Source organism: Streptomyces sp. NPDC051315 (assembly GCF_044455165.1).
Taxonomy (GTDB): domain Bacteria; phylum Actinomycetota; class Actinomycetes; order Streptomycetales; family Streptomycetaceae; genus Streptomyces.
In genome coordinates this window covers 142,411-160,371 of record NZ_JBITEN010000012.1, presented here as the reverse complement: position 1 = coordinate 160,371, position 17,961 = coordinate 142,411, and the positions used below count along the sequence as shown (strand labels likewise).

The following is a 17,961-nucleotide window of genomic DNA, read 5'->3' as shown; positions in this document are numbered from 1 at the left end:
GAGCTGTCTGATCGGTGGCTCAGCCTAGGAGATGCCGCGGACGGTGCGGCGTGGGGGTGGTGCGGGATTCACCGGACGCGCCGCCCGAATTGTCACATATATGACTAGTAAGCATGTCTTATTTAGTTATGCACACACATACGCGGCGCACCGTCCTCGGTGCCTCGATCGTCGCCGCCGTCGGTTCGGGGGTCGTGATCTCGTCTCTCCTTTCCGGTTCGGGTTCCAGGGGCGGGGGCGGCACCCGCTCGGAGACCGCTCCCCGGCCGGGGCCCGGGCCCGGCACCCGCTCCCGATCCGGTCCCGATACCGGCACCGGCACCGGCACCGGCGGCTCTCCCCCGGTGGCTCCGGACGCCGGGCGTGGTGGGGGCGGATTCGTTCCCAAGGGGCCCAAGGGGTTCGTCAACCCGTCCGATCCCGAGGTTCTCGCCGCCGAGCGGGAACGCGGGTCCGGGCCGCTGCGGAAGTTCACGCTGACCGCCACCGAGGTGTCGCTCGATCTGGGCGGGCGGACCGTCCGGTCGTGGGCGTACGGTGACACGCTGCCCGGGAAGGAGGTCCGGGTCACGGCGGGGGACATCCTCGACCTCACCCTCGTCAACCATCTGCCGGAGCCGACGACGCTGCACTCGCACGGGATCCGTCTGCGGTGCGACATGGACGGTGTCCCGGGGCTGACCCAGCACTCCGTCAGGCCCGGCGCGGCCCATGGCTACCGCTTCGCCGTGGCGCACCCGGGCACGTACTGGCTGCACTCCCACTCGGGGATGCAGCTCGACCGCGGCCTGTACGCCCCCCTGATCGTCGAGGACGCCCGGGAGCCCCTCGCCTACGACAAGGAGTGGGTCGTCGTCCTGGACGACTGGGTGGACGGGGTGGACGGCTCCACCCCGGACGGTGTGCTCGCGCAGTTGCGCAACGGCAGAGCTGCGCCCATGGACATGGGTGAGGACGCCGCGCACCCTCCGGGCACCGGAAAGCACGTCGGCCCCTCCCGTGTCCTGCACGGCGCCCGCAGTCGCCTGCTGCACAGCGAGGGCGGCCATGTCGGGTATCCGTACTACCTGGTCAACGGGCGGCTCGCGCACGCTCCCTCGGTCTTCCGGGCCCGCCCCGGGGACCGGATCCGGCTGCGGATCATCAACGCCGGGGGTGACACGGCCTTCCGGGTGGCGCTGGGCGGGCACCGGATGACGGTGACGCACACGGACGGCTATCCGGTCCAGCACGCCGACACGGACGCGCTGCTGCTGGGCATGGGCGAGCGCTACGACGTGCTGGTCACCGCCGGGGACGGAGTGTTCCCGCTGGTCGCGCTCGCCGAGGGCAAGAAGGCGCGGGCCCTGGCGGTGCTGCGTACCGGGAGCGGAGGCCTGCCCCGGCCCTCCGTGCATCCGAAGGAGCTGGAGGGGAAGGTGGTGCCGGCCAGACGGCTCGTGCCGGACGACTCCGTGGCCTTCTGCGACCGCGGTCCGGACCGCGAGATGCGCTTCAGGCTGACCGGGAGCATGGGGAAGTTCGACTGGAGCTTCGACCACCGGCCGTACTCCGTCGAGGAGCGCCACCCGGTACGGGAAGGAGAACGGGTCCGCCTGACCCTGATCAACGCCACCGACATGTGGCACCCCATGCACCTGCACGGCCACACCTTCGCCCTCACCGGCATCGACTCGGCCGGAGCGCGGAAGGACACCGCGCTGGTCCTGCCGCACCGCAAGCTCGTCGTCGACTTCGACGCCGACAACCCGGGGCTGTGGATGCTCCACTGCCACAACCAGTACCACGCCGAGTCCGGCATGATGACCATCCTCGGCTACCGCAGATGACCGCGGCACCGGCGTCCCCACCGTCCGCACGGCGTCGGCCCCACCCCCCTTCCTCCCGGCCGTCGGCGCCGCTGCGCGGCCGGGCTGACGGTGCCCGGCCGGGGCGCGTTCTCCGGAGAGGCGAACGGTCCGCAGGCCGGTGTCGCCGGTGGCGTGGCGCTGTCGCGGTGGGGGCGGTCAGTCGTGCCGGCCGCGGGCCCGGGCCGTGCTGGCACGGACGCGCAGTTCCGCCGGGACGACCGTCAGCGGGGGCGGGGGCGTGGCGGGGGTGTCGATGCGGTGCAGCAGGACGCGGAGGGAGCGGGTGCCGATGTCCGTGAAGTCCGTGCTGATCGTGGTGAGGGGCGGGAGGAAGTGGGCGGCCTCCGGGATGTCGTCGTAGCCGACCACGCTGACGTCGTCCGGGACGCGGCGGCCCGCCTCGTGCAGGGCGCGCAGGACGCCGAGGGCCATCTGGTCGTTCGACACGAAGACGGCGGTGACCGCGGGGTCCTTCGCCAGTTCGCGGCCCAGGTCGTAGCCGGAGTCGGCGCTCCAGTCGCCGACGAGGGGGGCGTGGATCTCGGCGCCGGCCGCCTCGAGGGTCTCCCGCCAGCCCTCCGCCCGGCGGTCGGCCGACGTCCAGCCGGTGGGGCCGGCGACATGGCGGACGGTGGTGTGGCCGAGGGAGAGGAGGTGCCGGGTGGCCTCGCAGGCCCCGGTGCGGGCGTCCGAGGTGACGACGGGGGTGCCGTCGCCGAGGTCGTTGTCCATGACGACCAGCGGCATGTCCAGGCGGGCCTCCGCCAGGGCGCGCGCCACCCACAGCTGCGGGGCGATCGCGATCACGCCGTCGGCGCCCTCCGCCGAGAGGCGGTCCGCGGCCTGGACGACCGTGGCGCGGTCGGCGGTGTCCAGCGCGATCGAACTGACCAGGTAACCGGCCTCCTGCGCCGCCGTGTTGATCGCGGTCAGGGTGGAGGCGGGGCCGTAGCGGGCCGCGTCGAACGAGATCACGCCCAGCATCCGGGTGCGGCCACTGGCCAGCGAGCGGGCGCTGCGGCTCGGGCGGTAGCCGAGCGTGCGCATGGCCGCCCGGACCGCCTCGCGGGTCTCGGCGCGGACGGACGGGTTGTCGTTGAGCACCCGGGAGACCGTCTGCTTGGAGACGCCGGCGAGCTTCGCCACGTCGTCCATCACCGGGCGCGCGCCCGCGAAGTTGCGTCTGCTGCGTCCCCTGGTCGCCGGGCCGTCGGCGGCGCTTCGGGTCATGGTGGGTGCTTCCTTCGGGTTCCTCGGACTCCCGCGGAGGCAGTGCCACTGCCCCGCCCGGCGGATCCACAGGATAGGCCGGGCGGGCCGAGGGGCCGGGGTCAGGCCGTGCCGAGCCGCCACGTCCGGCGCGTGACCCACTCGGCGTGCCGGATCCCGGCGACACCGGGTGCGGTCGGGACCGGCACGTACACCGCCGCGTCGGCGGCGAGCGGCAGCACCTTCAGCACCAGGGGTTCGCCGGCCGGCAGCCGGTCCAGGGCGATGTCCCAGGGGCGGCCCGAGAAGAACTGGTCGGCCACGAGCGTCCCGCCGACGTACGCGCGGGCCGCGTCGCCGGTCCAGTGCAGGCGCAGGAGGGTGCCGGGCGCCGTGTGCGGGAGGCGCACCTCGTACACCGCCGCCGCGGTGTCGTAGTCCTCGTCCGCGGGGGCGCTCGCCCGGTCGAGGACGCCCGTGGTGGGAACGGGCGGGGGGCCCGCCGGGCGGAGCGGGGTGAGGGCCGGCGGCGCGGGGGCCCCGGCGGCGCAGGAGGCGTCGGGGACCAGGGTGTAGCGGGTCAGGACGCCGTCCTTCGTCTCCTTCACCGTCGCGCCGGGTGCCGTCGGCGGGCGGCGCGGCGCCGGCAGGACGGAGAGGGAGACCGTCGGGCCGGGCGTGCGGGTGTGGACACGGACCTCGTCGGCCCGTGTGTCGAAGACCACGCCGTCCGGGCACAGGACCAGGCGTGGGGTTCCCCAGGCCTCGCCGCGGTAGGCGGTGCGGGCCGTGGCCGCGTCCAGGAGCAGCAGGGCGACCCGGCCGCCGTCGGACGTGTCCACCTCGACCCGGGCGTCGGTGCCGGGGCGCAGGCCTGTGATCAGGATGCGGTCCGCGGTGGCGGTCGTGTCGCCGTGGCCCGTTCGAACGGACCCCACCGTCCGCGCGTCGAGGGCCAGTTCGGGCGCGATGCCGTCCGTCGCCGCCAGCACCAGGACCGTACGGCCGTCGTCGTCCTCGACCGTGCACACCGGCTGGGCCGTGGCCCAGTCGAGGCGCAGGCCGGCCACGTCCAGGCGCAGGGGCCAGCAGAAGTAAGCGCCGGCGGGGACGGTCACCGGGGTGCTGGGGAAGGTCAGGGGCGGCGCCTCGGGGAAGTGGACCGTGAAGCTCGTGCCGGGGTGGGCCGGGAGCGGCTCGTGGGGCTGGTGGTTGGTGACGAAGAGGAAGCCGGAGCCGACGCCGTCGCTGCGGACGGCCCAGCGCAGCGTGGAGCGGTCGTGCTGGCCGTCGGGCCGTTCCTCCGGGAGGACGGACTCCATGGGGGCGAGCCGTGCGCCGAACTCGGCCAGCAGCAGGTGCTGGAGGCGGAGTTCGTCGTACGACGGCCGGTACTGGCCGTACTCGCCGAGCGGGGCCTGGAAGTCGTACGTCAGGACGGGGAGGTCGTTGGGGTAGTGCGTCGCGTGGGACTCCTGGAGGGTGGTCAGCTCCCCGGCGGGGTTGGTGCCCCCGTGGAACATGTAGTAGCCCTGCCAGACCGAGCCGCAGCCGATCTTGGTGAGGCCGAGGGCACCGATGTCGGCGGCGTCGACGCGCGGGCGGCGGTGGTAGGCGACCGCCATGCCGCCGCCCAGCTCGCACGTCGCCCACGGGAACCGGTCGGCGTGGTCCCGCGGGTCGGTGCCGCGGACGGTCGTCGGGCGCAGGTCGGCGCCGATGCCCTCGTCGTCGCGCTGGTGGGTGAAGAAGTAGTGCTTGCGGCAGGTGTCGGGCCAGCCGGCGTCCGCCTCCGTCCAGAACGCCTCCGGGTAGCCGCCGTACAGCGGGAGCAGCGCGTCACCGGGGAGCTGGACGCCGCCCCAGGCCGTCGACGTCCACAGGGGCGCCCTCAGGCCGGCGTCCTCGGCCATGCGCTTCAGGGTGCGCAGGTGGCCGGGCTGGTCGTACAGCTCGTTCTCGATCTGGATCGCGACGATCGGGCCGCCGTGCGCGCGGTCCAGTCCGTGCAGCTGGGAGGCGATCGCCTCGAACCACGGGCGTACGGCGGCCAGGTACGCCGGGTCGTCGGTGCGCGGGGCGGGGGTGCGGGCCAGGACCCAGTCGGGCAGGCCGCCGTTGCGGACCTCCGCGTGGGACCACGGGCCGATGCGGGGGACGAAGTCCAGGCCGTGGCGGGCGCACAGCTCGGCGAAGCGGCGCAGGTCGCGGTCGCCGTCGAAGCGGACGCGGCCCTCGGTCTCCTCGTGGTGGATCCAGATGACGTAGGAGGCGACGGCCGTCACCCCGCCCGCCTTCGTCTTCAGCAGCTCCTCCTCCCACTCGTCGGCCGGGTGGCGGGAGTAGTGGAACTCGCCGGAGACCGGGAACCAGGGGCGGCCGCCGCGGGTGAGCCAGCGGCTGGTGACCTCGATGGGGTCGGGGACGCCCGGGGCGTCGGTGAAGGGGAGGTGGCCGGTCAGCGGGGGTGCGGAGGCAGCGGGGACACGGAGGTGGTGGGCGGGGTGGGGGTGCGCGGGAGCGTCGTGGGTGGAGGCGTTGTGAGTGGGGGCGTCGTGGGTGGGGGCGTCCTGCTGGCGGGACATCAGGGGTGCTCCGGGCTGCCGAGGTCGGGGGTGTCGACGAGGTGGGCGCGGGGGGTGGTGGTGCCGTGCAGTTCGAGGAGGACGAGGTCGTTGCCGCCGGGGCGCAGGACGGGCGCCGGGACGTAGAGGGTGCGCTGGGGGCCGCGGTTCCAGTAGCGGCCGAGGTGGAAGCCGTTGATCCAGGCCTGGCCCTTGGTCCAGCCGGGGAGGGAGAGGAAGGTGTCGGCGGGGGTGGTGACAGCGAACGTGCCGTGGTGGAAAGCCGGTTCGGCGCAGGTGGTGGTCTCCGCGGGCGCGAAGGAGGCCGTGCCGGGGACCTCGTCCAGGGGCAGGGGGTGGACGTCCCAGCCGTGCAGGGGTGTGCCCTCGAAGGCGACCGGGCCCAGCAGGCCCTTGCGGGCGCCGATGCGGGGGCCGTAGTTGACCCGGCCCATGTTCTCGACGAGGACGTCCAGGACGGCGCCGGGGCGCGGGACGTGGACCGCCAACGTCTCCTCCTGGCGCTCGCGTTCGAGGACGCCGGCGGGGGCGCCGTCCAGGAAGACCTGGGCGCGGTCGCCGACGCCGCCGGTGAAGTGCAGCAGGCCGGTTCCCCCGGTGGGGACGGTGGTGCGGTAGAGGACGTATCCGGCGCGCAGGCCGAGGTCGTCGGCGGCGAGGGGGTCCTGCGGGGCGTGCACGGCCTGCGGGACCTGCACGGCCTGCGGGGCGTGCACGGGTCGTCCGGCGAACGCGAGGAGAGGTGCCCGCCGGTCCAGCTCGATCGTGGTCGGCGGGAGTTTGGGGGCGGGCCCGGGGGCCGGCTCGTCGGGGACCGGCGCGTGGCGGGCGATCACCTCGCGGAAGGCGTGGTACTTCGGGCCCGGGTCGCCGCTCTCGGTGAGCGGGGCGTCGTAGTCGTAGGAGGTGATGGTGGGGGCGTAGGTGTGGTGGTGGTTGGCGCCGTTGGTGAAGCCGAAGTTGGTGCCGCCGTGGAACATGTAGATGTTGACGGAGGCGCCGGCGGACAGCAGCCGGTCCAGGTCGGCGGCCGCGTCGGCGGTGTCCCGGCCGTGGTGCGGGCCGCCCCAGTGGTCGAACCAGCCGATCCAGAACTCCGCGCACATCAGGGGGCCTTGCGGCTGGTGTTCGCGCAGGCGGGCGAGGGAGCGGTCCACTCGGCTGCCGAAGGTGGCGGTGGTGAGGACGCCGGGGAGGCTGCCGTTGGCGAGGTGGGTGGGGTCTGCCTGGTCGCAGGTGAAGAGGAGTTCCTCCACGCCTCGGGTGCGGAAGGAGTTCTCGAGGTGCTTGAGGTAGGCGGTGTCGTCGCCGTAGGCGCCGTACTCGTTCTCCACCTGTACGGCGATGACGGGACCGCCGGACGCGGCCATGTGCGGCAGGAGCGGAGGCAGGAGGAGGTCGAGGTAGCGGTCGACGGCGTCGGTGAAGCGGGGGTCGCTGCTGCGCAGGCGGATGCCGGGGTCGGCCTCCGCCTCCTGCTCGCGCCACGTACCGGTGCCGGGGCTCACGGGGGCCGCGGTGAGCCAGTGCGGCAGGCCGCCGCCGTCCCACTCGGCGCAGATGAACGGGCCGGGGCGGAGGAGGACGTGCAGGCCCTCGGCGGCGGCCAGGCGCAGGAAGCGGGGCAGGTCCAGGAGGCCGTCGAGGACGAGGGTGTCGGGGGTGGGCTGGTGGAGGTTCCAGGGGATGTACGTCTCCACCGTGTTCAGGCCCATCAGGCGAGCCTTGTGCAGGCGGTCGGGCCACTGGGCGGGGTGGACGCGGAAGTAGTGGAGGGCGCCGGAGATGATCCTCAAGGGGGTGCCGTGGAGGCGGAAGCCGTCGGGTGTCGTGGTGAGGGCGGGCATGCGGGTCCCTTCTTCGGGTGGGGTTGGGGGGCGGGGGTTGGGCGTTCCGGGGTGGGGTGCCTGCGGGTGGGGTGCCCGCGGACGGTGCGGGGTGCGCCTGCGGTCGGTGGGTGGGTCGGGGTCGTGGCGGTGCGGCGAGCCCGTCGCGCGTTGGGCGTACGGCTGCCTGTTGGTGAGAGTCCGACTTGGCTGTGCAGCGCTGAGCGACGGGCTGCGCCGCACCGCCACGACCCGCTCCCGCCGTCTCGCGGGTACGGGGCCGCGCCGCCACGGACCGCTCCCGCCATCTCGCGGGTTCGGGACCGTTCGGGGCGGGCCGACTGCTTCCGCCATCTCGCGGGTGCGGGGCCGCGCCGCCACGGACCGCTCCCGCCGTCTCGCGGGTTCGGGACCGTTCGGGGCGTTGGGGGGCGGGCCGACTGCTTCCGCCGTCTCGCCGGTGCGGAGCGTTCGGGGGGCCGTCCGGCCCGCGGTGCGTGGGCGGGTGCCGTCTCAGGGGGCTGTCGGGCGGGTTCTTCGGGTGAGCCAGAGCGTTGCCGCCAGGCAGGCGGCCGAGGTGGTGGCCAGGAGGAGGGGTACCGCGTCGACGCCGGACCATTCGATGACCTTGCCGAGGGCGGGGCCGGCCGCCACGCCGCCCGCCATGGACGCGGCGATGACCAGGGCGCCTGCCCTGCGGGCGTGGGGTGCCGCCCTGTGCAGCCAGGGCAGGCCGGTGGGGAAGATCGGGGCGATGAAGAGGCCGACGCCCGCGTAGGCGTACGGGGCCAGGGCGGGGACGGTGGCCAGCAGGAGGCAGGCGGTCATGCCGGCGCAGGAGACGGTGATGATGGCCGGGGCCGAGAAGCGCAGGGCGAGGGGGGCCACCAGGAAGCGGCCCACCGTCATCATCAGCCAGTAGACGGAGGTGGCGGTGGCGGCGACGCCGGCGCCGTAGCCGACGGTCTCCAGGTGGGTGGGCTCCCAGCCGCCCACGCCGGCCTCGATGCCGACGTGCAGGACGTAGAGAGTGACGAAGACCGTCAGGACGGAGGTCAGGCTGCGGCCCAGTGCCCCGGTGGGGGGTGCGGACCCGGTCGGCTGTGGGGCGCTGTCACGTACGCCCCGCAGACAGAGGAGGAGGGGAAGGTTGGCCAGGGCGAAGGCCAGGAAGACCGCCGGGTAGTGGCCGGCGCCGGTCGCGCCGATGAGGGCGGGGCCGAGGATCGCGCCGACGCCGAAGTGGGCGTTGAGGATGTTCAGCAGGGCGGCGGAGCGGTGGCCGAAGCCGACGGCGAACAGTTGGTTGAGGCCGTAGTCGATGCCGCCGAAGCCGAGTCCGGCGAGGAGCGCGGCGGCCAGCGCGGTGGGCCAGTTCGGTGCGAGCGCGAAGCCGGCGGCGCCGAGTGCCATCAGGAGGTACGAGGCGCCGAGGATCCGGCGGTTGCCGGTCCGGCCGTACAGCCGGTCGAAGAGGAGGACGCCGGCCACCCCGCCGATGAAGTGGGCGCTCAGGGCGAGTCCGGCGGCCGAGGGTGAGAGCCCGAACTCCTCGCGCAGGGCGGGGATGGCGGGGCCGTAGAGGGCCTGGAGGGCGCCGATGAGGACGAAGCCGACGCAGGAGGCCACCACGGCCGTGGGGGTGAAGACGGGGGCGGCGGGCGGGGCGGGGGCGCGACGCGCCGTGGAGTGATCGGTCACGCGGGCTCCCGGGGACGGCCCACTGCGACGTGGGCGCCAGAACTTCCGACGGTCGTCGATGTTACCGGTAACATGAGTGGCGTCAATATCTCCGGCAGGGGCTTCGAGGGGAGAGGGCGCGTCCGGCCTGATGGCCTGTCAGCCTTCACCTGGCGGGCCGTCCGCGGAGGACACCCCAGACGTGAAGTGGGAGATCTCCGCCCTGGGGTGGACCGGCCGGTGTCGCGGTGGGCACGGCTCGGTTGTGACAAGGGCTCTTCGGGACCGGGGAGTTGGGGGTGCGGGAGGATCCCGGGGTATGGGACGGGACCGGTACGTCGACTTTCTGCGGGCCTGGGCGATCACGCTCGTCGTGGTGGGCCACTGGGTGATCACCGGGCTGGTCCGGCACCCCGACGGGACGATCACCGCACCGGAGTTGCTGGCCACCGTCCCCTGGACGCACTGGCTGACCCTGGGTTTCCAGATCATGCCGCTGTTCTTCCTGGCCGGAGGGCATGCGGCCGCCGGATCCTGGGAGCGGGCACGGAACGAGGGTGGCAGCGCGGCCGGCTGGGTGGGGCGCCGGGCGCGGCCGGACGTGCGGCTGCGGCCGGGGCTGCGGGTGTGGGCCGGGCTCGCCCTCGCCGTGCCCGCGCTCGCCCACTTCGCGGGGCACGGGTTCGCCCACGGGGGCCGGTTCCCGCTGCCGGCGGCCGCGGGGCTCGCGGTGGGGACGGCGCTGGTCCTGGCACCCGGGTGGACCCGTGCGGCCGGCGGCTACGTGGCGCCGGGAGCCGCGCAGCGGGCCGTCGCGGACTCGGCCGGCACCAGCCGGACCTGGGAGGCGCGCAGCTTGACCGGCTCCCGGGTCGACCGGTCCCACAGGACGGCCGTGCCGCCGGTGACGCCGAAGGAGAGGTAGGGGCGCTCGGGCGCCAGGCGCGGCCCCTCCCCCGACAGGCGGTCGACCGGGACCACGGGTTCGACGCAGGTCCACTCCGGCTCGACGCCGAAGTACGACGGCGGCTCGGCGCCCCGTTCCGCCGCCGCGGTCGTCCTGTCGACCGCGGTGCGGGCCGAGTCGAGGGCGAGCAGGGTGGCCACGCCGAGCATGATCAGGAAGACGCAGACGTTCAGCGTGACGTTCAGCCGCTCGCCGGGCATCGCGTAGGCGTGGTGGTGGTGGCGGGCGATGCCCCACCAGGCGGGGCCGACGAGGACGGGACTGAGCAGCGTCAGGAGTTTCACCGCGGCGAGCACCTGCCACAGGGCGGGCACGTCGATGTCGCCGGGCGTGAGGGACAGGCCGTCGGCGTAGAGGGCGTGCAGCACGGAGCCGGCGGCCAGGAACGAGGACAGGGCCAGCGTCACGACCAACGGGACCGCCCAGGCCGCCCACTCGCCCCACGTCCACTGCCGCACGAGCAGCCAGAGGCCCGCGACCACACCGCCCACCAGCGCGGACATGAGGACCTGGCGTCCGGTCAGGCCCCGCCCCTGCGCGTCGAACAGACCGAGGCCGAGGGCGGTGAGGAACGCGCACAGCAGTACGGCCGCCGTGACGCCGTACCAGCGGCCCGACCTGACGAGTCTCGCTCCGGCGCGGACGACGCCCGCCGCGCCCAGCAGCGCCGCCGTGATCCAGAACCAGCGGGCGGCACCGGTCCGGCCGTCCGCGAAGACCAGCGCGGCAGCCGTCGCGAGGGACCAGGCCGCCGCGCGGGTCAGCCGGCGTTCGGTCTCCTCCTCCGGCCAGTACGTCGTCGACGCCCGCCAGCGTCCGTCGAGGGGACGCACCCCCGTGGCGGCGGCGTCCGGCGTGTGGGCGCGGGCGATGCGCAGGGCCTCCCCGGGCCGTCCGGTCACGAGGCCTCCGACGTCGTGCCGGCCCCAGCGGGCGGTGAGCCGGGCGAGACGGCGGCGCCAGGAGTGGGGTGGGGCGGAGCGCCGGGGGGTCGCGTCGACGATCCGCCACTGCGTGAACATCTCACGGTCGCGCCGGACGGGCTCCGCGAGCCGGACGTACGCCTCGAGCCCCGCGCTCCGCAGCACCTTGCGGACCCTGGCCGCGGCCCCGCGCTCGCAGTTCCCGGCCGCGCCGAACAGGCGTACCTCGACCTCGTACACCCGGGCTTCGGGGTCCGCCTCCAGTCCGGCGCCGCGCGGGTCCGCACCGGACGGGGAGAAGCCGCGCACCGGCCAGCCGTGTGCCTGGAAGCGCTGTTCCGCCTCCTCCCAGTCGTCGGGGCCGCCACGGACCTCGACCAGCGTGCGGACTCTTCGGTCGAAGCGGGCGTGCGACATACGGGGCGGGACACTCCTGGCCATCGGGGGCGGGGGTGCGCCGGCTGCTCGACTACCCCTGGGGCGCCGCCCGTTCGTGGTGATCAGAGGCTCCGGTCGACGGAGTCGTCCTGTCAAGTCCCCTTGTGGTCCGGTGGGTTGCGGGGGCTGGGGTCCCGCCGCCGAGTCACCGCCCGGACACACCCCCTTCCCCGCCAAGCCGACGCTCGGGCGCTCCCCCGGATCCCGCCCCGAGCCCGCGCCGCCGCACCCCGCCCGGCGCCCGGGATCGGGCCGGCACCCCGCCAAGCCGTCGCCTGGACGCTCCCCCGCCAAGCCGCCGCTCAGGCACTCCGCTTCCGGGACGCCGTCTTCTTCGCCGCGCCCGTCGACTTGCTCGTCGTCGTCTTCTTGGCGGCCGTCTTCTTCGCCGTGCTCTTCGCCGGTGCCGCCGTCTTCTTCGCGCCCTGTGCCGATTTCGCCGTCGACTTCGCCGCCGTCTTCTTCGCCGGTGCCGCCGTCTTCTCCGCCGTCGACGTCGACTTCTTCCCGCCCGTCTGCTTCGGTGCCGCACGGGCCGACTTCCGCTGCGGGAGGGGTCTGACCTCCGCCCGCTCGGGTTCCGCCGCCGGCTCCTCGCCGCGCGACTCCTTCGCCGCCCGCACGCTCTTCTCCAGCGCGGCCATCAGGTCCAGCACCTTGCCGCTGGACGCGGGGGCGGGGAGCTCGGGAGGTGTCTCACCGGCCGCCTTCGCGGCGACGACCTCCTCGACGGCCTCCCGGTACTCGTCGTGCAGGTCGTCCAGGTCGACCTCGCCGAGGGTGTCCATCAGGGCGTCCGCGAGGTCGAGCTCCTTGTCGCGGACGGTGACGGAGGTGTCGGGGGCGACGCCCTCGGGGGCGCGGACCTCGTCCGGCCAGAGCAGGCCGTGCATGGCGATCGCGTCGCCGACCACCCGCAGCATGCCCAGCCGCTCCCGGCCCCGCAGCGCGTACTTCGCGATCGCGACCTTGTTGCTGCGCTTCAACGCCTCCCGCAGCAGGGTGTACGGCTTGGCGGCCGGGGCGCCGCCCGCCTGGAGGTAGTACGCGGCGTCCATCTGGAGCGGGTCGATGCGCTCGGCCGGCACGAAGGCGACGATCTCGATCGTCTTCGCGGTCGGGAGCGGCAGGTGGGACAGGTCCTCGTCGGTGATCGGGATGATCGTGCCGTCCGCGTCCTCGTACCCCTTGCCGATCTCCGCCTGGTTCACCTCGCGGTCCTCCAGCTCGCAGACCTTGCGGTAGCGGATGCGGCCGCCGTCCTCGGTGTGGATCTGGCGGAAGGAGATCGAGTGGCTCTCGGTGGCGTTCACCAGCTTGATCGGGATGCTGACGAGACCGAAGGAGATGGCTCCGTTCCAGATGGATCGCACGTGCGCACCTTTCCGGGCGTTCACCTAGAAAATGTAGGTGAATCTATGTGAAACCAGGCAAAGCGGCGTAACAGCCCAATTCACGTGATTCGTGTGATTCTCATGGTATGACGCCGATTACAGAGGTGGAGGGGCGACGGCTCCCGCTCAGCAACCTGGAGAAGGTGCTGTACCCGGCGACCGGCTTCACCAAGGGCGAGGTGCTCCACTACTACGCGACGGTCGCCGAGGCCCTGCTGCCGCATCTGCGGGACCGGCCGCTGTCCTTCCTGCGCTACCCGGACGGGCCCGGCGGGCAGCAATTCTTCGCCAAGAACGTGCCGCCGGGCACCCCCGAGTGGGTCACCACGGCCGAGGTGCCGCGGGCGGAGGGGCCGTCCCGGATGGTGATCGTGCAGGACCTGGCGAGCCTGATGTGGGCGGCGAACCTGGTCACCGAGTTCCATACGCCCCAGTGGGTGATCCAGGACCCCGAGCAGGCCGACCGGATCGTCTTCGACCTCGATCCCGGCGCCCCCGCGACCGTCGTCGAGTGCTGCGAGGTCGCGCTGTGGCTGCGGGAGCGGCTGGCGGCGGACGGGATCGAGGCGTACGCGAAGACGTCCGGGGCGAAGGGGCTGCACCTGCTGGCGGCGGTGCGCGGGGCGTCCTCCGAACGGGTCACGCACTACGCCAAGCGGCTGGCGGTGGAGGCGGAGCGAACCATGCCCCGGCTGGTCCTGCACCGGATGACCCGCAGCCTGCGCCCGGGCAAGGTCTTCGTCGACTGGAGCCAGAACGCGGCACGCAAGACCACGGCCACGCCGTACACCCTGCGGGCCCGGCCCGAGCCCACCGTGTCGGCGCCCGTGACCTGGGAGGAGGTCGAGGAGTGCGGGGCACCGGAGCGGCTGGTGTTCCGGGCGGAGGACGTCATGGGCCGGGTGCGGGACGACGGCGATCTGCTCGCTCCGCTGTTCGACAGGGATACGGCCGGTGAGCTGCCCTGATCACTGATCGCCAGGGGGCGCCTTGCGTGGAGCTGGGGGCGCCCTGCGTGGAGCCCAGCGGGCGTCGCCCTGGGTGAAACCACCCCCCGCACCCCCGCTCACCCGCCGGAGGCCCACGTCCTGCGGTCCCGGGCGATCGCGTGCAGCCCTTCCACGTCCGCCGGCTTCAGCACCCCGCCCGTCCTGGCCAGCGCGGCCAGCTCCGTGTCCCGCAGGACGCGGACCTCGCGCGGGGGCGTGGTGATCCGTACGTCCGCCGGGCCCACCAGGGCGAGCACCGGGCGGACCCCGGCGGTCAGGACGTAGGCGGCACGGTCGGCGTCGGCGCGGACGCGGCGCAGGAGCGGGTACGGCTCCCGGCGGCCCAGGGCGACCATCGGGTCGGCGACGAGCACCCGCTGCCTGCGGGCGTACAGGGCGTGGACGGCGAACAGGCCGCCGGGGCCGATGACCAGGTGGTGGATGCGGTCGCCGCCGGGCAGGGGAACGGAGTGCAGGGTGTGCCAGCCGGCGCCGTCGAGCCGGTCCAGGGCCTCGCCGGCCGTCTGCTCGGCCGTGAGCGCGCGGCGGCGCGGGTCGGGGCGCAGCAGGAGGGCGGGGCCGGGATCGCGGTCCAGGGCGATCAGCAGGGCCTCGCCGGGGCGGTTGGGGGCCAGGTCGTCGTCCGGGTGGAGGGCGAGGCGGGCCAGCTCGGCGGGGGTGGGGACCGGGGGCGGGCCCACCGTGACCGAGCCGGTCAGGAAGGGGCCGAGCGCCTCCAGGACGTCCTCCCTGCGATCGTCGGCGAGCACGTTGACCCGGCCGGCCTCACGGTCGTACCAGGCGATGTTCCGGCCGTCGGTCAGGCAGACGTAGAGCCGCTCGTGTCCGTGGCGCCAGGTCGGTACGACGCGCAGTCCGCTCATGCACCATCACCCCACGACCATGGGAACAGGTGGGGTGCTCCAGGGGCAAGAAGGCGGCTACCTTGGGTGGGAGCCGGGCAGGCTCTGGCGAGCGCGGTTTGGGGAGGCGCCGTTGCGGACCCTCGGGAAGCAAGCCGACGTACCAGCTCCGGACGCTCCGTGGAACGAGATCGTGCCCGGCCTGTGGATGGGCGGGCACGAGTTCCGGGGGCGCGCCGGGCAGCGGGAGTTCGCCGTCGTGCGCGGCGAGTTCGATCTCGTGCAGACCCTGTTACGGATGCCCGGACACGGGCCCGACCGGGGTGTCCCGCACCAGGTGTGGCCGATCCCCGACGGGCCGCTGGACGGCACCCAGCTCGCGGGGGTGATGCGGCTGGCGCAGGCGGCGGGCGAGGCGCTGGACGAGGGGCGTACGGTCCTGGTCCGCTGCTGGCACGGCTACAACCGCTCGGGGCTGGTCGTCGCCCACGCGCTGGTGTGCCGGGGCCACTCGACGCAGGAGGCGATCCGGCTGATACGGTCGCGGCGCTCGCCCTGGGCCCTGCACAACGAGCTGTTCGTGGAGTACCTGAGGGCGGGTCTGCCGACGGCCCGACTGCTGGAGGAGCTGGCCGAGTAGTCGTTTCCCGCCCCGGCCCACGCCCCTTCGCGGCAGGTCGGCCCCGCACCCGCCGACCCGTTCCGCTGCGCAAATAGGACTTCCCTACGAATAAGGTGTACGGGGCCGACCGCCGCCTTGATCACAGGAGCCCCGTGTCCCGCAGCCGCCTCGTCCTCGCCGTCGCGTCCGCCGCCCTGCTGGCGTCGGCCACCGTGGCCTGCGGCGACGCCGGCGGGCTGCGCGGCGCGGGCCCGACCCCGACCGCGATCAGCCCGGCCCGGCTCTGGCCGCAGCTGACGCCGGCCTCGAGTCCGGCCTGGGACATCGACGAGGCGGACACCGAGCCGGTCAAGGGCGTCGGCGTACCCGGCGACGACGTCCGCGAGGTCGACCCGGTGGCGGTCGTCCGCGCCGAGATCGCCGCGAACCCCGACGACTACGACGGCGACAAGGCGCCCTACCGCGACACCGCCGACGGGATGGCCGACTGCGCCGGGCACGGTGGTCCGGGCGGCGCCGGGAGCCGTTGCCCCGTTCTCCAGCCGTACTACCGGGACCTGACCGGCGACGGGCGTCCCGACCTGACCCTGGGGTTCCGGCTGCTGCCGGGCGACCTCACCGCCGTCCGCGTCTACACCGTGGACCAGCACCGGCTGGTGCGGGTGATGGCCTGGGAGGACGCCGTGAGCGCGGTCGAGCTGGCCGGACGGTCGGTGATCATCCGTTCGCCGTCCGACCTGGCCGAGTACGAGTACCGGCTCCAGTGGACCTGGGACCCCGAGCGGAAGGCGATGCTGCTCACGCACGACGAGATGCTGCGCTCGGACAGGCGCGGGCCCGGGCCCGGGAAGCCGTCGCCGTCCCCCTCGGCGAGCGGTCGATGAGACCCGCCCTCCCGCGGTGGGCCGGCACGCTGGCGGTGAAGGCGGCCGTCTTCATCACCGTGATGTGCTGCGCCCTCGCCGCCCTGCTCGGTGTGCTGGTGCACGTCCAGGTGACCGACCAGACCGTCGGTCAGGCCCGCGAACTCGCGCTGTCCCGGCTGGCGGACGCGACGGAGGCGTACGAGGCCGGGGACTCGCTGCCGCCGGGAACGGGGGTGGACGCCGAGGGGCTGCCGCCGGCACTGCGGGAGCTGGCCGCGGCCGGGGAGCGCGGCACGATGGTCGCCGACCACCACGGGCGGCCCGTGATGTGGGCGGCGGGCCCGGCCGACGGCGGGCGGGCGCTGGCCGTGGCCGTCGACTACGGGCAGCAGGCGCGCACCATCGAGGGCCTGGACAGCGCGATCCTGTGGTCGTCGGCGCTGGCGATCGGGGCGACCCTGGTGGTCGGCGCGTTCGCGGTGACCCGGGTGACCCGGCGGCTGCACACCACCGCGCGGGTCGCCCGGCGGATCAGTGCCGGGGACCTGGACGCGCGGGTGGACGACCCCCGCACGAAGGATCCGACCCGGCCGCAGGACGAGGTGGCGGCGGTCGCCGTCGCGCTGGACTCGATGGCGTCGTCGTTGCAGGGCAAGCTGCTGAGCGAGCAGCGCTTCACCGCCGACGTGGCGCACGAGCTGCGCACCCCGCTGACGGGGCTGCACGCGGCGGCCGAGCTGCTGCCGCCGGGCCGGCCGACGGAGCTGGTGCGCGACCGGGTGGCGGCGTTGCGCACCCTCACCGAGGACCTGCTGGAGATCTCCCGTCTGGACACCGGGCGGGAGCGGGTGGAGCTGGACACCGAGGAGCTGGGCGCGCTGGCCGGGCGGGTGGTGCGGGCGTCGGGGGCGGACACGCGGGTCCGGATCGCGCGGGACGCGCGGGTGGAGACGGACCGGCGGCGGCTGGAGCGGGTGCTGGGCAACCTGGTCGCCAACGCGCACCGGCACGGGCGGGCGCCGGTGGTGCTGACGGTCGACGGGCCGGTGGTGACCGTACGGGACCACGGGGACGGGTATCCGGAGTACCTGCTGGCGCACGGGCCGCAGCGGTTCCGTACCGAGGGCGGGGCGAAGGGGCACGGGCTGGGGCTGACGATCGCGGTCGGCCAGGCGGAGGTGCTGGGCGCCCGGCTGACGTTCGCGAACGCGCCGGACCGCGGCGCGGTGGCCACGCTGACGCTGCCCTGGACGCCTCCGACCGGGGACGCTCTCTCCGATGGCGCAGTGTGACGGGCGGCTCGCGCGAACCGCTCCTAATGTGGCGAACAGTCAGCTTCGCCCCCTTCATGGAGGTAGCCATGTCCCTGCGCTCCACTCTCACCCGCCTGGCCATAGCCGGCGCCGCCGGCGTCCTCGCCTCCGCGGTCGCCGTCACGCCCGCCGCCGCGAGCGCCGACGGGGAGGGCATCGGCGGCAGCCGGTCCGGCAGCCACGCTCCGCGCCTGTACAAGGGCGTCGTCACCGCGAAGAAGCTGGTTCTGCGGGACGCGGCCAACCAGCGCGGCAAGGTGCTCGGGTTCGCCAAGCGCGGCGACGTCCTCACGATCTACTGCAAGGCCACCGGTCAGACCATCCAGGGCAACTCCCAGTGGTACCGCCTCGCGGGCGGCTCCTGGGCCTGGGCCTCGGCGCGCTACATCCGCGACCTCGGGCCGTCCCCCCGGTGGTGCTGACCCGAAAATCCATC

General features: G+C 74.3%; 13 protein-coding genes and 1 pseudogene. 7 read left to right on the top strand and 7 right to left on the bottom strand.

Annotation, left to right across the window (positions count from 1 at the left end; translation table 11 throughout):
- The first annotated feature begins 128 nt into the window (after positions 1 to 128).
- Positions 129 to 1,829: a multicopper oxidase family protein gene (locus ACIBBD_RS23495; RefSeq protein WP_399421445.1), complete on the top strand. Its 1,701-nt coding sequence runs from the start codon at positions 129 to 131 to the stop codon at positions 1,827 to 1,829.
- A gap of 177 nt (positions 1,830 to 2,006) precedes the next feature.
- Here ACIBBD_RS23495 and ACIBBD_RS23490 read toward each other — a convergent pair whose 3' ends face one another.
- From ACIBBD_RS23490 to ACIBBD_RS23475, 4 genes are all read right to left on the bottom strand, one after another.
- The gene (locus tag ACIBBD_RS23490; protein ID WP_399421444.1) at positions 2,007 to 3,080 is read right to left on the bottom strand and encodes a LacI family DNA-binding transcriptional regulator; all 1,074 of its coding nucleotides are present in this window, start codon (positions 3,078 to 3,080) and stop codon (positions 2,007 to 2,009) included.
- A 101-nt stretch (positions 3,081 to 3,181) separates the two neighbouring features.
- Positions 3,182 to 5,644 (bottom strand): beta-galactosidase, encoded by a 2,463-nt coding sequence (locus ACIBBD_RS23485; protein WP_399421443.1) that lies wholly within the window; start codon positions 5,642 to 5,644, stop codon positions 3,182 to 3,184.
- Positions 5,644 to 7,491, bottom strand: a complete 1,848-nt coding sequence (locus ACIBBD_RS23480; protein WP_399421442.1) for a beta-galactosidase — start codon at positions 7,489 to 7,491, stop codon at positions 5,644 to 5,646. Before ACIBBD_RS23480 ends, ACIBBD_RS23485 begins: the two co-directional genes overlap by 1 nt.
- Positions 7,492 to 7,983: 492 nt before the next feature.
- Entirely contained in the window at positions 7,984 to 9,171 is a 1,188-nt protein-coding gene (locus tag ACIBBD_RS23475) for an MFS transporter (RefSeq protein ID WP_399421441.1), read from the bottom strand.
- 130 nt (positions 9,172 to 9,301) lie between these two features.
- Here ACIBBD_RS23475 and ACIBBD_RS23470 point away from each other — a divergent pair.
- Positions 9,302 to 9,700 (top strand): annotated as a pseudogene (locus ACIBBD_RS23470) (acyltransferase family protein); the annotation flags it as partial.
- A 230-nt stretch (positions 9,701 to 9,930) separates the two neighbouring features.
- Here the strand turns inward: ACIBBD_RS23470 and ACIBBD_RS23465 are convergent.
- On the bottom strand, positions 9,931 to 11,457 hold the full coding sequence (locus tag ACIBBD_RS23465; RefSeq protein WP_399421439.1) for a hypothetical protein: 1,527 nt from the start codon (positions 11,455 to 11,457) through the stop codon (positions 9,931 to 9,933).
- Positions 11,458 to 11,780: 323 nt separating this feature from the next.
- The gene (locus tag ACIBBD_RS23460) at positions 11,781 to 12,851 is read right to left on the bottom strand and encodes a Ku protein (protein WP_399421438.1); all 1,071 of its coding nucleotides are present in this window, start codon (positions 12,849 to 12,851) and stop codon (positions 11,781 to 11,783) included.
- Positions 12,852 to 12,958: 107 nt separating this feature from the next.
- Between ACIBBD_RS23460 and ligD the strand changes: the two genes are divergently transcribed.
- Entirely contained in the window at positions 12,959 to 13,840 is an 882-nt protein-coding gene (gene ligD, locus ACIBBD_RS23455; RefSeq protein WP_399421437.1) for a non-homologous end-joining DNA ligase, read from the top strand.
- Between the two features lie 98 nt (positions 13,841 to 13,938).
- Here ligD and ACIBBD_RS23450 read toward each other — a convergent pair whose 3' ends face one another.
- The gene (locus tag ACIBBD_RS23450; protein WP_399421436.1) at positions 13,939 to 14,745 is read right to left on the bottom strand and encodes a nuclease-related domain-containing protein; all 807 of its coding nucleotides are present in this window, start codon (positions 14,743 to 14,745) and stop codon (positions 13,939 to 13,941) included.
- Positions 14,746 to 14,857: 112 nt separating this feature from the next.
- Between ACIBBD_RS23450 and ACIBBD_RS23445 the strand changes: the two genes are divergently transcribed.
- The 4 genes from ACIBBD_RS23445 (at position 14,858) to ACIBBD_RS23430 (ending at position 17,947) form a co-directional block, all read left to right on the top strand.
- Positions 14,858 to 15,364, top strand: coding sequence for a dual specificity protein phosphatase family protein (locus ACIBBD_RS23445; protein WP_399421435.1), 507 nt, complete (start codon positions 14,858 to 14,860; stop codon positions 15,362 to 15,364).
- A gap of 134 nt (positions 15,365 to 15,498) precedes the next feature.
- Positions 15,499 to 16,230, top strand: a complete 732-nt coding sequence (locus ACIBBD_RS23440; RefSeq protein WP_399421434.1) for a hypothetical protein — start codon at positions 15,499 to 15,501, stop codon at positions 16,228 to 16,230.
- The gene (locus ACIBBD_RS23435; RefSeq protein ID WP_399421433.1) at positions 16,227 to 17,504 is read left to right on the top strand and encodes an ATP-binding protein; all 1,278 of its coding nucleotides are present in this window, start codon (positions 16,227 to 16,229) and stop codon (positions 17,502 to 17,504) included. Before ACIBBD_RS23440 ends, ACIBBD_RS23435 begins: the two co-directional genes overlap by 4 nt.
- A 68-nt stretch (positions 17,505 to 17,572) precedes the next feature.
- Positions 17,573 to 17,947 (top strand): SH3 domain-containing protein, encoded by a 375-nt coding sequence (locus ACIBBD_RS23430; protein WP_399421432.1) that lies wholly within the window; start codon positions 17,573 to 17,575, stop codon positions 17,945 to 17,947.
- Positions 17,948 to 17,961 lie beyond the last annotated feature (14 nt).